Consider the following 15,024-nt stretch of genomic DNA (forward strand, 5'->3'; position numbering starts at 1 on the left):
TCAGAAATACCCCTCGCGCTTCTTCTTTTCCATCGAGCCGGCTTCGTCGCGGTCGATCAGGCGACCTTGCCGCTCGGACGTGCGCGCGGTGAGCATTTCGCCGACTATCGCCTCCAGAGTGTCGGCGTCCGAGTCGATCGCGCCGGTCAGCGGATAGCAGCCGAGCGTGCGGAACCGCACCATCCGGTTCTCCACTGTTTCGCCGGGCCGCAGCTGCATGCGCTCATCGTCCCTCAGGATAAGCATGCCATCGCGCTCGACCACCGGCCGCTCCTTGGCCAGATACAGCGGCACGATCGGGATGTCTTCCTGGAGAATGTATTGCCAGATGTCGAGCTCGGTCCAGTTCGACAACGGGAACACCCGGATCGATTCACCGGCAGCGATGCGGGTGTTGAAAATCTTCCACATCTCCGGCCGCTGGTTCTTCGGATCCCAGGCATGCTGGGCGTTGCGGAACGAGAAGATGCGCTCCTTGGCGCGCGACTTCTCCTCATCGCGTCGCGCGCCGCCGAAGGCAGCGTCAAACCCGTATTTGTCGAGCGCCTGCCGCAGCGCCACCGTCTTCATCACATGCGTATGCGTGTTGGAGCCATGGTCGAACGGGTTGATGTTGTCGCGCACGCCGTCTTCATTGACATGGACCAGGAGGTCGAAGCCGAGCTTTTGCTGCATCTGGTCGCGAAAGGCGATCATCTCGCGGAATTTCCAGGTCGTGTCGACATGGAGAAAGGGAAAGGGCGGCTTGGCCGGATAGAACGCCTTCATAGCCAGGTGCATGAGCACGGACGAATCCTTGCCGACCGAATACAGCATTACCGGCTTGGCAAAGGCTGCGGCCACCTCGCGAAAAATATGGACGGATTCGGCCTCAAGCCGCTGAAGGTGCGTAAGTGCGATGTTCATGGACTGCGAGCGTTCTTTCGTACCGATCCACGGAAGGGGCAGACTGCACTTCCGGACAATCTATTCGTGCGGGCGTTCTAGCAGATCGTTCCTGTCCAGAACAATGCAAGACAAGCCGGCGGCGGATGGTTCGGGAATGAATTTTCCATACAGCCGATAAATTCGGGAAATTTCTGCTCAGCGAGCGATTGCACTTGGTAGAGGAAGGAAAATGTTGCCTGAGCCTCGGAACCCGAGAGCCAGGAACCGGCTCCCCTCACAGCGGTCCGCCACGTTCTGGCGACACCAGCCGTGGCAACGATGTCGTTAAGACGAAGTGCCGATGGGGACAAGCAACTTGTCACCGTTGTGATCGATCTCCATCATCTCGCTCTTGCGGCTCAAGCGTTCCGCAAATCCTTTGTGGAAGATGATGGCGTTCATATAGGCAAAGGTCATCGCCAGCGCACCGGTTCGCAACGGATAGTCAACCAGCGAGTGAATGAGAAGAAAAGATACCGAGAGGAATGCCGCTTTCTGCAGTGGGTCACGGCGAACCCTAGCCAATGCAGCGAAAAGCAGTACGAAATAACCTGCCATCAGCAGGATAGCCAGAACTCCACCTTCGAAGGCTATTTCAAGATATTCATTATGGGCATGATTGACGTATTGCCTGAAAATCATGCCCTCCCTTTCGTATATCTGATAGGCCTTTTGAAAATTCCCAAATCCGACGCCCGTCGCCCAATTGTCCTTGATCCCCTCTATCGTCGTTCGGGCAAATTCTCCGCGCCCGAACGTCGGATCGATTGCCTCCACGTCGATCTTCGTCCACGCGCCTATTGTGTAGATCGAAAGCCCAACAAAAATAAGCAGAACGCTGAACCCGCTCGCCCTTGAACGAGCTGAGAGGAAGACCACAGACAATACGGTGATCGCCAGCCCGATCAGAACACCGGCACGCGAACCGGCTGCTAAAAGCAGCAGCAAAAGTGTGACCAGTCCAAGCGACCCGGACAAAAGTCGCCCACGGAAGAGACCATGATAAACGACGAAGGGAATCGAGACAAAGAGCAAGGCCGCAAAATGATTCCGGTTCGCAAAAAGCCCGGCATTGATCGTAAAAGGCAACAGCCCGACAATAGCGACGTCGTCGGAGAGCGAATATTGAATCGCTCCCGCCAAACCATTGCAGATAACACCCATGAAGAAAAACGGAAGGAGCGCGCTGACCTGCTCGGCACGCAAACGCAATACGGCCAAAAAAAACGCTGCGGCGGCCAGCAGATAAAGCAGGCATTCGACCGTGCGGCCAACCCCAACGCTGATGAAGCGAAAACGGCTTTCTCCAACCCAGGGATGTCCGAGCAGCAGTTCCGGCCGCAACCCATTGAATATGGCTGCCGGCAATGGGACGATTTGCAAAACCGCCAGCGCCACGGTGAAGACCGGCAGCAACAGAACAGGCCGGGGGATTCTCTGGTCGGCGGTTTGCGAAAAGACGGCCGCCGCCGAAACTATCGCCGCGACCTCGATCAGAGTGTCTGTGTAAAGGCCGCTCGCAGTACCACCACCGATCAGCAGCGATACAAACAAGACCGTGCCGAGGAGATATTTATCCCATTCCGACGGCCGGTCGTTCAAGATGGAAGTCTCTCAACGCTCAATTTGTGCATTATCAAGGTGCCGACATATCGAAATCGCCAGCTCTCGGCAATGGCGGCGGTCTCCAGCCTCAACACTTGCATTCGACATGTGTCCGGACCAACCGAAAAATCTTGGCTCATGATCTGGCGATTGAATGTGCCTTCGGGAATATTGAAGCGCGCGATTTCACTGCCGGGACATCTAATTGACCAGAATAATTCCTTCGGAAGCTTGAGATTTCTCGCTGATGCAACCAGGGAAATCCTATAGGATCCAGGAGGCAGCTCGATATACTGCTGCAGAGCGGAATTCTTCACCGGCGTGTTCAAGAACCGGACTGTCGCCCCGCCCTCACCCTCCACCGCATCCTGGGATGTCGCAAACGTCACCTCCAGGCCGGACTGATCATGGACCTGCCAATCAAACGGCCTGCCGCTGGGGATCGGTTCGAATGTGCTGTTGAAGACGTAGCCGGCTAACTTACGCTCCTGGTCAGACAAGGCGAAAAGAAACAGCCGATACGCTTGTTCAAATTCCCTTTGACGGATGTAACCGTTGATCACAATGGCTAACTCACCCAATTTCGGTCGCGCGTTCGGTCCAGTCAAATCGAGCAGCAGTCGGTTTGCGTAGTCGAGTCCCTTGGGATTATTGGCCAGTGCAACGAAGAGGCTGGGTCTCCAGGGCGTCTCCGCCGTAATAGCCGTCAGCATGGCCTGATATCCGTCGGGATTCGAAAGGATCGCCGGCAGGCCATCGGCGATCGCCGGAAATTGGTCTGGCCATCGTCGCAGCAATATGTCGATTTCGCCGACGGCCTTCGACAAATCGCTCATCTCCGTCGAATGGCCAATAGACCTCTGGAGCGCATGGATTTCCGTTTTGGATAACTTACGAGCCTGGTCGAACAACTCATAGGCTTCGTCTTTCTCGCCTTGTCGATATTTGATCTCGCCGATCAGGCTGTAGAGACGTGCGTCGGCCAAGTTGAAACGAAGCGCATCCTTGGCCTTAGCAAGCAAGGCTTCGAGATCCGGAGTGCCATTCGCATCGCTCAGATCATCGGTAATCTCGCTTATCAGCGCATCGACGTTCAGCGGATCCAGCGCTAGAGAAACGACTGGTGTTTCCGTTTCAAGTAGCCGACTTAGCCCGATCGACGAAGCCGCTAACACTAGAACGGATGCGACGAACCAAACGCTTGAACGCCGGAGATTTTGCATAAGCGGGCTGGTCTGCTCCATCATCCACTTTGCCCTCAATCTTCGCTGTATCCGCCCCATAGTCGTAATACTGGTAGTTCATGTACTTGTAGGCGTAGTTGTAGTCGAACTTGTTTACCGCGAATTTTGACATCGCGGCTCCAACAACGTTGGCACCAGCGGCTCGCATACGCTTCAACGCTGCCTTCGCAGACTTGCGTGTCACCTGATTGGTGGAGATGACCATCAATGTACCCTCGGCAAGCCGGCTGAGGATGGGCGCGTCCGAGAGGCCGACGATCGGCGGCGCGTCGATGATTACAACATCGAAGCGCTTCCCGAGATTGGTGATGATCAGAGCCATCTTCGGTGACGAGAGCAGATCCGCGGGATTTGGCGGAATCGTCCCAGAAGTCAAAACGGTGACGTTTGGATACTTTGTCGCCCTGAAAATGCTCGCCAGATCCTCTTTGCGGACAGTGTTGGTCAGCAAATTGCTCAGGCCGATTGTGTTGTCGAGACCGAACAGGCGATGAAGATTCGGTTTCCGAAGGTCCCCATCGACAATGAGAACCCTTGCACCGAGTGCTGCAAAGTCCTGCCCGAGCTTGAACGATGTCGTCGACTTGCCCTCCGCGGGCTCCGAACTTGTCACCAGCAATGAACGCGGTGCTCCTTCGGCGCCGGAGAACTGCAATGACGTTCGAAGCGAGCGGTAAGCCTCTGAGAGCCCGGATTTCTGATCGGTGATGCTGGCTATGAGTTCGCGGTCGTCGACGAGCGGCAATATGCCGAGCATCGGCAGCCCGAGTTCCTTTTCGATCTGCTCGGGATTGGTGAAGGTGTTGTTCAACAGCTCCATGATGTAAATTATCGTCGCGGTCAGGACAAGGAAAAGAAACAGCGCAATAGCAAGATTGATGCTGAGACGTGGAGAGTATGGGCGATCTGGGAGCGCAGCAAAATCAACGATGGCTGCACTCTGCGTCTTCAATTCCGAGCTGACGCCGACTTCGTTGAGCTTGGAAATAAGACTGTCGTATTGCGACCGGTTTGAATCAACCTCACGCTTCAAGATCGTGTACTTGATGTTCTTATCGTTGAACACGACCTGTTGCTTTTCCATTTCAGCAAGCTTGCTCTTGAGGTCAGCTTCCTTGTTCTGCGCCTCCTGATATTTCAAGCGTAGCGAATCCGTAATGGCCAGAACGCCATTGTTGTAGAGCCGCTGCAACTCTTTGATCTGTGCCTGAAGTTGCTGCATTTCAGGAAAGCCGGGCTTCAAAATACCCAGCTTCTGTTGGTACTGGCTCGTCAAGTCCGCAAGCTTGTCGCTCAGCTTCTGCAGGCCTTCGCTTTCCAAGACCGGCCCGAGGCTTGAGCCGCGGCCTTTATCGATCTGGTCCACCGCCCGTCCTGCATCGAGACGGTCCTGGATTGCTTTCGCAAGTGCCTCGTTCAGAGCCTCGATATTCGAGCCTATCAAGGACTTGTCGTCGCCGGTTACCGTGATGCCGGCATCCTTGGCGTAGGCTACCAGTTCCTCTTCCGATTTCTGGAGCTTCTGCTTCACCTGCAAGACTTGCTCCTGGATGAACTGGCGCGCCAGGTCGGACGTTTCACTGGTCTGGTCGAGGCGCTGATCTATAAAGCTTTGCGCGACCTGATTGGCGACATCGCTTGCGTATTTCGGGTTCTGATCGGCGAAAGTGATCGACAGCAGACTCGTGTTGGTGACCAGATTGACCGTGAGTTCATTCAGAATGCGCTTTATCGCGATCTCTTCACGTTCTTCGGGCGTCTTCTGTTCGATGGAAGGTGACTTGGAGATTCCGAAGGCACGATAAAAGATATTGGAGAGCGAGAAGTTCGGCGTAGGGAAGAGGAAGTCCGGTTTTTCGCTCAGACCCAATTGGAACACGACGCGCTGTGCCAATGCGCGGCTTTTGAGCTTTTCACGCGCGGTGAGAAAGGCCCGTACATCCGCATTTTCAGAAACGACCTCGATGTCCTGGAAGACCTTGGCGGAAGGCACCAGCACTTCCAATTGCGTCGTCGCCTGGTATTTTGGCGTCTGCATCATCGTGACGATGACGCCGGCGACAAGCCCGGCCGCCACCATCATGACGAACAGCCACCGATACTGGACGACGTAGAAGAACAGCTTGAGCGGATTGAATCCCTGTTCCTGCTCCGAATGGTCGCGGCCATAAGGGCTATAGTTGTGCCCACCGTCATAGTAGAGGTCGGCGGACACGGCCTGGCCATGTCCTGGACCTGCAATTTGGTGCTGCCTGTTGCGATCGAGCATGGCGCGAGGTGTTCCTAGATTTCGACTATATTCTGCTCGGCTGCGACCTATAACCCCGGGACCACGGCAATTCGGGCTGCACTTGAGGCTATGCCGAGCGCGTCCTTGAGATTGTTCACCGCTATCTTCGCGCTTGATGCGAAGACGACGACCTTGTCGCCACCGTAGATGCGCGGGTTACGGGCCTTGCCGGCACGAATGGCTTCCACATTGTAATTGGCGACCAGCGTATTCGTGCCGATGTTACGGTAGATGAAGACCTTCTTTGCGTCTCCTATCGGACTGAAATTTCCTGCCAGAGCGATTGCGTCCAGAAGCGAAGAATTGCTCGACACCGGATATATGCCGGCCTTGTTGACCTCTCCGTCAACGGTTATGCGTTGCCCAATCGATTCCTTTACGAAAACCGTCACGTCGGGCGACTGCAGATAATTGGAACCGTAGGCAGTTTCGATTTCCTGCTCTAGTTGGCGAACGGTTTTTCCTGCCGCGGTGACAGTCCCGATAAGCGGAAGCGAAATTTGTCCGCCGGCGTCGACTTGAACGGTTCTGTTTAGATTATCGACCTGGAACACATTGACCTCCAGCACATCGTTCGGAGACAAAGGCTGCTCGCTGCCGTTCTGGGTGTTTTGTGGCGCAGGCAGGTCTTTTACCACCTGCAGAGCGCCACCGCTACCAAGTGGCGTCGACGATGACGTCAATTGCAGCGCATCGACCGAACTCGACGAAGACGGTGTCGTCGACGAGGTACTCGTGCAGGCCGACATTGCTAAAGAAGCGAGCACGACGAATGTAGTGCCCACATGGCTTCTTGCGAAACGAAAAATGCCCATCATCACGCTGTCCCGCCCTTGAACAAGCGACCAAATCCTCCAAAACGGCCACTGTTGGCGGCGTTTGGCTTTTTCGGACGCGCTTTTCCAACCGGCTCGATGGGCCGGTTCGCCAATATTTCGCCTGGACGTTTCAACACCATGTTGCGGGCCTCGTCTTCCCCGCACCGCTTGGCAGCAGCAGTAACCGCCTGCGAAAGCCCAGGACGCCGGCGCGTAGCGCTATGAGTATCCGATGCGATGATATCCACCCTGCCTTCGTCAATCAGCTTTTCCGAATAGTAAAGCGCCGTATGTCCAAAAGCACCAACAATCGAATCCGCGGTAAGCTGGATGAGGCAGCCGACCGCATTCAATCTCTCGATAACGTCGTAATTCGTTTTGATCCAGGTCAAACGCTCCGGATGGGTAAGAATCGGGATAAAGCCGGCATTTATCAGGCGTAGAGCAAGATCCTCCATTCGTGGAGGTAGAACATGATGCGGCGGCTCGAACAGAAAATAGCGGGACCTGTTTAAGGTCGGCACGCTGCCCGCCGCCAATTGGTCCGGAAGATCCGGCGCTATGTGAACGTCTGCACCGACATAGAGAGCAAGTGGTATGGCGGCGTCGCACAGCGCCTGGTGTAACTCTTGAACCGCCCGAACGATGTTCGATGTTCCGTTTTCATATACGCCGGGCGTCACGTGCGGTGTGCAGGCCATGTGGGTCGTTCCGTCGGCCACCGCCAATCGAGCCATTTCCACCGATTCGGCAAGATTGGGTGAGCCGTCGTCGAGGCCAGGCAAGATATGGGAATGCAGATCGATCATGGGCGTTTGTGACTACAACGAAGCAACATGGCGGCGTCATCGCAAAAAACCGCTGATGCGTCACCCGCAGGGCTGCGAGCGACGCGCTTGTCAAGCTCATGCAATAGGATGAATGCCAGGTCCCAGCTACTGGCTGACAGAGTCGTCATCATGCAGGCCGATGATCACCGCCGCACCACCGACATCAGCGCCGCCCAACAGAACTGGAGCAAGGCCAAGCCTTACGCCTGAGGTATCCAGCGCTCCGCTCATGCCGCCTACAACTGGATCTACTTTGATCGTCGCCACAATGTCGAGCCTGCAGTTCACGCCGACACGCCGCAAAACCGAAGACCTCGGCCCGGTCGCGTACAAATGCCCGGATGGACAGGCGCTCCGGTCCTCATCCCGTCATATCCGCCGGCCTCAGACATCCGCACGTCGCCTTAGGCCTAAGCCTCTCCGATCATTACACCAACGTTTAGCCCAAGGCACCCCTGTCAGCAACAACAGGCACGCAGCAGAAGCACTCTGCGCCTCCGCCGCCATTATCCCGCTATCTACAGCCAGCTCAGTTGCTGACGCCGTGACCTTCGTCCGCCGTTGCAGCCAGAACACCAGCCCCAAGAGCCATACCGCCAAAAATGAAGAGCGGCGTGTTGTTGTTTGTGTTAGCATTACCCGTCTGAGCGGTCTTCTCAGAACCGAGCACATTGAGGCAAATCTTGTTCTCGACGCGCGAGATATCGAGCGTCGAATTCGCCGGGACGCTCAGATTACAGCCACCGACCTGAACCGAAGCCGAGCCTTTGGCGCCAACCACGATACGGCTGCCGAAATCAAGCGCGCCGCCCGCTTGCGCCGGGCCATAGCCAGCCACCTGCGAGATCATTACGTCGCCATTGACGTGGCCGAGCGATCCAATCGGATTTGCGCCGTTATAGGCGGTTGCACAGGTGCACGACCCATCCTGCGCGAAAGACGACACCGGGGCGAAGCCGGCCAACACAACAACTCCGGCCAACGCACTTTTCAAAACTAGGTTCATCCGCATCAATCCTTCTGTCCCACGTTACCTGAGGCCCACCCAACCGCTAAGGTACTCAAAAGCGCGTAACAGCTTTCTGCGCCAATTCCAACCCATTTCGCAAATGCGAGATAATTTTTGGTTTCGGTGTGGTTGATTGAACACACCATTAGAATATCGAAATGTATCATCTTTACTGTCGGCCACAATAGAGCGCGTTTGCCAGCGAGCCGATCCGGCGTTCCTTGGGGCGCTGGCGTCAGCTTCGTTTCGACGGCTACGCCACGGGTCCGCAGGAGCTACGAGCCCGGCGCGTAAGACTTGTAGGTCGAGCCCGCCTGCGCGGGCTGCCCTCACAGAATGCCTGCCTCGACGAGCTTTGCAGCCCGATCCGTGCCGTCGGAGATGAGGCACTGCACTACGGCGGCGTCACGGAATTTCGGCGCGACATTGCCGTCGCACGGTGTCCCCAAGCCTACGGATTTGCATGTCAAGGCAAGTCCTTGATAGTCCCGGCGCACGGCCTCGGTGACCATTGCGCGCATTGAGGGGGCTTGGTAATGCGACGCCGCGCAGCACGATCTTGCGATCACCGACCCGCAGATCGTCGATTGATTGGACGGCGAGCTTGCCGTTGAACGATGTGAGCACCTGCAACCGGCTTCGGCGCCGGCGCGCGAATATTCGTTCCCTTGTTGATGACGATGAAAAGAAAGCCGCCCGCAAACGCCAGCGCTATGAACGCAAATACGGCCATCTTCCCGATCGACAATTCCCCACTGCCGATTCAGTTAATCAACGCGCGGCGGTTTTGGTCTTTTCAAACAAGGCAAGCAGTGCTGCCGCATAATCCCGTCGGCGGACCTGTTGCCGGCCTTGCAGCACGGTGACACTGTCGCGGACAACAGTCGGGCGTTGCCCGATTTCAAGGAGATGCTGCGCCAGGATTTCGGCGTTGTCCGGCGGGAAGAAGAGCGCGTCGGGAGCCTGCTCGCGATGCAGCCGGATGTCGGACAGCAACATGGGCGCGCCCAGCGACTTCGCCTCTTCAACGGTGGTCGACCATCCCTCGAAATGGGAGGGGTTTATCAGACAGTCCGTTGCACCTATCAGGGCGACGACGTCGTCATAGGGGATCAATCCGAGGTGTCGAAAATGGCTCTCAACCCTATACGTTTGCGCAAGGCCCATCAGACGCTTGAACAAGGTCGGGTCGCGTGGGTCCGTCGTGCGTCCGGTGAGGACTATCGGCGGCAACGAGCCCAACGCCCCAAGCCGGTCTATATGCCTTAACGCCTCGACGACCAGCCCGTGATTCTTGTGCATCCAAAACTGGTTAGGCAGGAAAAAGAAGCGCTCGGGCAGATCGTGCGCCCGGCGTGCAGCTTCGGTGCGCGTCATGACGGCGCCTGGATCGAGATCGATGGCGAAGCGCACCACGGCGGTCTTGCCGCGCGAGGCCGGGTAGAATGTTTCGCAGTCGGCGAGCGCGTCCTCGCTCGAGAGCATTATCGTGCGATTGCCGGACGTCTGCAGACGGAAGCCGAGATCTCTGCGCCACCAGGCTGGAAGCGGAAAGAGATGCGGCAGGCGACGGTGCTGAAAGTCAGGTATCCAGGAAATGACGGGCAGCGGAAACCGATTGCCGAACCACTGAGCGACCTCAAAGACAACATCGATGTCTTGTGCAACGACAATATCCGCGAATGCGCGATCACTTCCCCCAGCAAGTGCGATCAGCCCTCGCTTGCCAAGCCCGGCGCCCGTGACCCGGTCGTCGACGATAGCCGGCGCGGCCAACATGTGATCAAAGGATGCGCCTGCGCTCGCGTGCTGCTCGGGCGTCAAAAACAGCTTCGCCTGAACCTTACCGCCCAACTCGGAGGCGATGACGCTCAGCATATTGCGCAGATAGGACTCGCCGCCTGACCAGGATCCGCGGCCGATGAGCGTGAAGCCGACGGTGATCAAGGCGCGAAGCGTCGCAGACGGCCGACTGGTTCGGCGAGAATTTCGGCACGATACCAATCGACATAGCCGGCAATGCCCCTGCTGAGCGGCACCTGCAACTGGAGCCCGTCCGGGACGCCGGAGGGATCGGAGATCAAATTGACAGGGTCGCCGGGTCGGGACTCTCCAGAAAACGAGAGGCGATAGTTCCCTCCCCAGGCTTCCAGGACCATCCCGGCAATCGTGCTGACGGACGCGGCGGCGCCCGCACCGCCATTATAGACAGCGAAGCTTGCTGCATTGGCGGGCAAGACGCGATGGATCAATCGCACGACATCCGAGACATGGTGCCAATCGCGCATTTCCGCTCCGGTGCCACCAAGCACAATGTCGGTTTCGCCGGCCGCGAGCCTGCCGCAGAGGTCCCAGAGAAGTTGCTTGCGCAGCCCCTCGCCATAAACGGAGAAAAGCCGGGCTACCGAGACCGGCTGCCCGTATGACGCACAATGTGACCGGCCAAGCTCCTCAACCATGCGTTTGTGGTAGCCGTAGGGGGAGTAGGGATCGAGCGTGGCGTCGACCCTGATCGAGCCGATATGCCCGCCGCCATAGACCGCAGCGGAAGATGCAAGAACGACAGGTGCATCGGGTGCGTGACGGCGCAAGAAATCGAGGACACAAGCCGTGGAGCCGACGCTTTGTTCAAAGTCCTTCAGCGGCTCGGCGATCGACTGGCCAACCGTCGCACCGCCCGCAAGATGATATACGGCCGCCGGGCGACCATATGCGGCCAGAGCAGCGCCCATCGTTTCCGCGGTCACGCCGCCGGAAAAAAAAGCGCCGCCAGTTGCGATGGCGAAGCCAGGCGCTTCGCTTCGGCCGAAGCCGAGGACAAGGTGGCCTTGCTGGGCAAGAAATCGCGACAGATGCAGGCCGATGAAGCCGCCGGCGCCAGTCACCCAGACAGGCTTAGACTCTTTTGATTGCGTCAAGAAGTCAGTCCTTCCCGTGTTTGTGGCAAAGGAAAGAGACCAGGCGCCCAGGCCGACGATCAAGTGATGCCGCGACACTGGCGACTGCACCAAAAGGCACAGGCGAAAGTGCCAAGCGAACAAGCGGGGAAAACGGACCAAAGATCTTGGCGAGCCTCTCGCGAATCTCAGATGGTGTCATCGGGTCATAATTCACGACAGACTGGAACGAGATCAATTCGCGATCGATCATCAGCCCTGCCCCTTCGAGCGCAGCGCGGTAGTCTGCTAGCGTGAAGGCATTCTCCCCGCCGTAGAGATGATGCAACGGATGAGCGCGCAGAAACGGCTCCAGCTGTTCCGGTCCGGAAATCACATGGTCGCGCAACGACAGGAACGTCGCGACATCGCGGGAGAGCCGCGCAACTTCGCTGCAGAAAGCCGGCAGGTCATGGGCATGATGAAGCACCTGCCGTGCGACGACCAAATCATAACCTGCGGCGGACAACGGGATCGCCTCACCGAAGGCTTCGATCACATCGATGTGCGTGCCGGTCTTTTCGGCAAGCGTCCGGATCGCAGCGGCACCTACCAGCGCACTTGGATCGGGCTCGACGGCGGTTACCGACCAGCCTTCGCGCGCCAGGGCATAGGAGAGGATACCGTTGCCAGCGCCGAGGTCGAGGGCACGGCCTGGCTTGCGCGGGATCATGCTGCGGACCTCGTCGAACTCCGCGCTTTCGCGATAGCGCTGTGCGGCCACGACCGGATCGTCGAAATAGGCAGCGCGGGCGAGCTCTTTCATCGAAGGCTCGCTCATGCACCAGCGGACGGCGTCTTCCCAAGTCATGGCCGCTTCAGGCATCGAGAGAAACCATATGCTGGATCATCTCCCTGATTTTCCGGCGACATCTGCGTGAGGTGGCGCGTTCTTGATCACAATGATCTCGCTCTCCCGCCAGATCAGATTGCCCACGACGGCCGCCGCCAAGGCATAGCTCGACGAGTGAGATAGCGCTTCGGTCATAAGCCCGCATGCTTCGCCCTTTCACCGTTCCAGGATAGTTTTCAGCGTCGGTGAGAAGCACGGCTCAAGCCTCTGTCACTTTTGCAGCAACGCGTCGATCACGCTTTGGTCAGGAGGTTGTTCTGAGCGTTCAGCTACGCTACCGTTTCCGGACTCGTCAAGTTCAGATCACGAGAATTCGAACCGAGTGAATTTCGACCACAAAACTCGCTGGCGAAACCGGATACCGAGCGGTGGCGACAATTCGCAAGCCTTCAGCTCGCCGCAATCTCGGGACCTTCCGGGAAAGGTTCGCCGGCAGGAAGCGCGGGCCTAGCCGTTCCGTCGGATGGACCGGTCGACTCAACCGTCGCCATGAGAGCCCCTCAATTGATAACCATAGATGACGAATGAAAGCGCGATTGAAGAGAGGCATTGGCGTCGCATGATTCCCAATGAAAAGTTCTCCCTGTCCCGTCGCCGTCTCGTGACAGGAACCTTGGCGCTTGGTGCCGCGACTGTCTTTGCTGCCGGGTCGACCGCCTCCCCCGTCGGTAATACCGGGTACCCCCGGGCCAGAAACACGACAGCGACCGGCGGCCTTGTCGTCTTCGGCGACGATGGTACGGACGTCGCCGCTTGCGTTCGCACCATGGCCCGGATTGAATCCATGGGAGGTGGCACCCTAATGTTCCGCCGCAGGGCCTATAACTGGTCCTCGACGGACCTGAAAGCGCTGGGCCATCCGGGGATCGCGATACCGGCCAACTGCACCATCGACGGCAACGGATCGATCATCAACATTACCGGATCGGAACATACCTTCTACGTTTTTAGCGCTGTCGACGTCTCCAACGTCTCCGTCGCCGATCTGACCGTCATCGGCAATAGCATGTCGAACGGCTACAACAACGGCGCCTTCATGAAGTTCGCCCTTAGCCCGGCCGCAACGGCCAGCATCGATACGTTCACGATGGACACTGTCGAACTTCAGAATTTTAAGGCGCCGTGGTGGGTCTTCGTCTGCAATGAAAATCCTTCCAGTCTCGAGGTGCGGCATATACGCATCAACGGCGTGCGGGGCATTTCGCGGCCGGGCAACTCGCTCGACCCGGTGAACCGTGGCGCCAATTCAGCCGTCGTCAACATCAGCAGCGTGGCGTCCGAAGCCGCCGATGCAGCCCGGGCGATCGTTCGTGACGCCATCGTCACCGGCTTCTACGCCGAAGCGACGCACATCAAGCAAGGCATCATCTTCGACAACAATGTCCACGACAGCGAGATCCGCAGCGCCGTCGTCCACAATGCCGGACTGATGGGAGGCCATGACGACACCGGCTGCTACGCGCTGCAGATCTATGGCGCCAACAACCGCAACATACACGTCACGGATCCCGTTCTGATATCGCCGCGTGACAATGGCATCTACGCGGCCAACGGCTCCGGCCTGGTCATCCAGAACGCGGCGGTGCGCGGACAGACCAGCACCGCCGACTGGACATTACCCAAGGCCGGGATCTCAATAAACAGCGTCCGAAACGTCGTGATTTCAGGCGGAACGTTCAACAACAACGTGACGGACCTCTATCTCGGAATCCGCGGCAGTGGGGCCAATGTCCGTGTCGAGGGCGTGCAATGCGCCGGGGCGTCCAAGGCTGGTATCTTGTTGCAAGGCGCTAGCGCTGAGGTCGGCGGAGTGACTATCACCGGGGCGCGGGTCGCCGCTGATGCGACGGCGCATGCACTCCTTTCCCCAAACGACACTATTCACTGCGTCAACGACGTGCATATCGCCGATTGTAACTTCGCCACCAAATCCCTCACCGCTGTGGCTGTGTCCGCCTCACCCACGCCGGCTCGAAACTGGAGTTTCAGCAACGTGATTTGCACATCGCGTGGGACACCGTTCCAGGCCACTCAATTTGGCGGGCGGATGACGATCCAGCGTATGCGGCTGGTGCTGTTGGATGGCGGTACGGAGGGGTACAGTGCTTTCCGCTGCTTCGGCGCCGGCGCTATGATCGTGGACGGCTTGACCATCGCCGACCAAAAAGTCGGCAGCACGATGGACACGCGGGGTTTTATTGGATCGTTGACGAACATCCACGCTGAGAATTCCCACACCCACCCCGTCGCAGCCTCGGTGGGGACCGTCCGGCCGACATTCCGGGGCTTTCCAGGCGCCCGCATTCAGAATCTAGCGCCGGGTGCGGGAGGGCACCGAGAATGGCAGTGGCAGCACGGAGGATGGGTAGAGACGGGGTGAGCGAACATGTTCCCCTACTACCTATAGCAATCTGTCAGCAAGCCTCCTTGTCCTTCTGCCATGTGAGGCCGTACGAGTAGAACGATGGGGTTGCTCGTGCGCCGGTCAGCCGACCAGGGAACGCCAGCCAGG

Annotated in this window: 12 protein-coding genes; 2 read left to right on the top strand and 10 right to left on the bottom strand. The window is 57.9% G+C overall.

Annotation, left to right across the window (positions count from 1 at the left end):
* The 6 genes from cysD to NKJ12_RS05290 all read right to left on the bottom strand — a co-directional run bounded on the left by cysD (window position 1) and on the right by NKJ12_RS05290 (window position 7,693).
* Window positions 1-906 (bottom strand): sulfate adenylyltransferase subunit CysD, encoded by a 906-nt coding sequence (gene cysD, locus NKJ12_RS05265; RefSeq protein ID WP_352701491.1) that lies wholly within the window; start codon window positions 904-906, stop codon window positions 1-3.
* Between the two features lie 306 nt (window positions 907-1,212).
* Entirely contained in the window at window positions 1,213-2,529 is a 1,317-nt protein-coding gene (locus tag NKJ12_RS05270; RefSeq protein WP_352701492.1) for an O-antigen ligase family protein, read from the bottom strand.
* Window positions 2,526-3,779 (bottom strand): tetratricopeptide repeat protein, encoded by a 1,254-nt coding sequence (locus NKJ12_RS05275; protein ID WP_352701493.1) that lies wholly within the window; start codon window positions 3,777-3,779, stop codon window positions 2,526-2,528. The genes NKJ12_RS05270 and NKJ12_RS05275 overlap by 4 nt, the downstream gene beginning before the upstream one ends.
* A complete protein-coding gene (locus NKJ12_RS05280; protein WP_352701494.1) occupies window positions 3,667-6,045 on the bottom strand; it encodes a GumC family protein in 2,379 nt (792 codons plus the stop codon). The genes NKJ12_RS05275 and NKJ12_RS05280 overlap by 113 nt, the downstream gene beginning before the upstream one ends.
* Before the next feature lie 47 nt (window positions 6,046-6,092).
* The gene (locus NKJ12_RS05285; RefSeq protein ID WP_352701495.1) at window positions 6,093-6,884 is read right to left on the bottom strand and encodes a polysaccharide biosynthesis/export family protein; all 792 of its coding nucleotides are present in this window, start codon (window positions 6,882-6,884) and stop codon (window positions 6,093-6,095) included.
* Window positions 6,884-7,693, bottom strand: a complete 810-nt coding sequence (locus NKJ12_RS05290) for a tyrosine-protein phosphatase (protein ID WP_352701496.1) — start codon at window positions 7,691-7,693, stop codon at window positions 6,884-6,886. The genes NKJ12_RS05285 and NKJ12_RS05290 overlap by 1 nt, the downstream gene beginning before the upstream one ends.
* A 108-nt stretch (window positions 7,694-7,801) precedes the next feature.
* Here NKJ12_RS05290 and NKJ12_RS05295 point away from each other — a divergent pair, with 108 nt between their 5' ends.
* Complete coding sequence (locus NKJ12_RS05295) at window positions 7,802-7,924, top strand: hypothetical protein (RefSeq protein ID WP_352646172.1); 123 nt, start codon at window positions 7,802-7,804, stop codon at window positions 7,922-7,924.
* Window positions 7,925-8,243: 319 nt separating this feature from the next.
* On the opposite strand, the gene NKJ12_RS05300 is transcribed toward NKJ12_RS05295, so the two are convergent.
* The 4 genes from NKJ12_RS05300 to NKJ12_RS05315 all read right to left on the bottom strand — a co-directional run bounded on the left by NKJ12_RS05300 (window position 8,244) and on the right by NKJ12_RS05315 (window position 12,470).
* Window positions 8,244-8,720, bottom strand: a complete 477-nt coding sequence (locus NKJ12_RS05300) for a hypothetical protein (RefSeq protein ID WP_352701497.1) — start codon at window positions 8,718-8,720, stop codon at window positions 8,244-8,246.
* A 774-nt stretch (window positions 8,721-9,494) separates the two neighbouring features.
* A complete protein-coding gene (locus NKJ12_RS05305) occupies window positions 9,495-10,670 on the bottom strand; it encodes a glycosyltransferase family 4 protein (RefSeq protein ID WP_352701498.1) in 1,176 nt (391 codons plus the stop codon).
* Entirely contained in the window at window positions 10,667-11,641 is a 975-nt protein-coding gene (locus NKJ12_RS05310; protein WP_352701499.1) for an NAD-dependent epimerase/dehydratase family protein, read from the bottom strand. Before NKJ12_RS05310 ends, NKJ12_RS05305 begins: the two co-directional genes overlap by 4 nt.
* A gap of 4 nt (window positions 11,642-11,645) precedes the next feature.
* Window positions 11,646-12,470, bottom strand: coding sequence for a class I SAM-dependent methyltransferase (locus tag NKJ12_RS05315; RefSeq protein ID WP_352701500.1), 825 nt, complete (start codon window positions 12,468-12,470; stop codon window positions 11,646-11,648).
* Between the two features lie 559 nt (window positions 12,471-13,029).
* On the opposite strand from NKJ12_RS05315, the gene NKJ12_RS05320 reads away from it, so the two are divergent.
* Window positions 13,030-14,892 carry a right-handed parallel beta-helix repeat-containing protein gene (locus NKJ12_RS05320; protein WP_352701501.1) on the top strand — a complete coding sequence of 621 codons (1,863 nt, stop codon included), beginning with the start codon at window positions 13,030-13,032 and terminating at the stop codon, window positions 14,890-14,892.
* Window positions 14,893-15,024 lie beyond the last annotated feature (132 nt).

This window comes from Mesorhizobium sp. M0195, from assembly GCF_040322115.1.
Classification (GTDB): Bacteria; Pseudomonadota; Alphaproteobacteria; order Rhizobiales; family Rhizobiaceae; genus Mesorhizobium.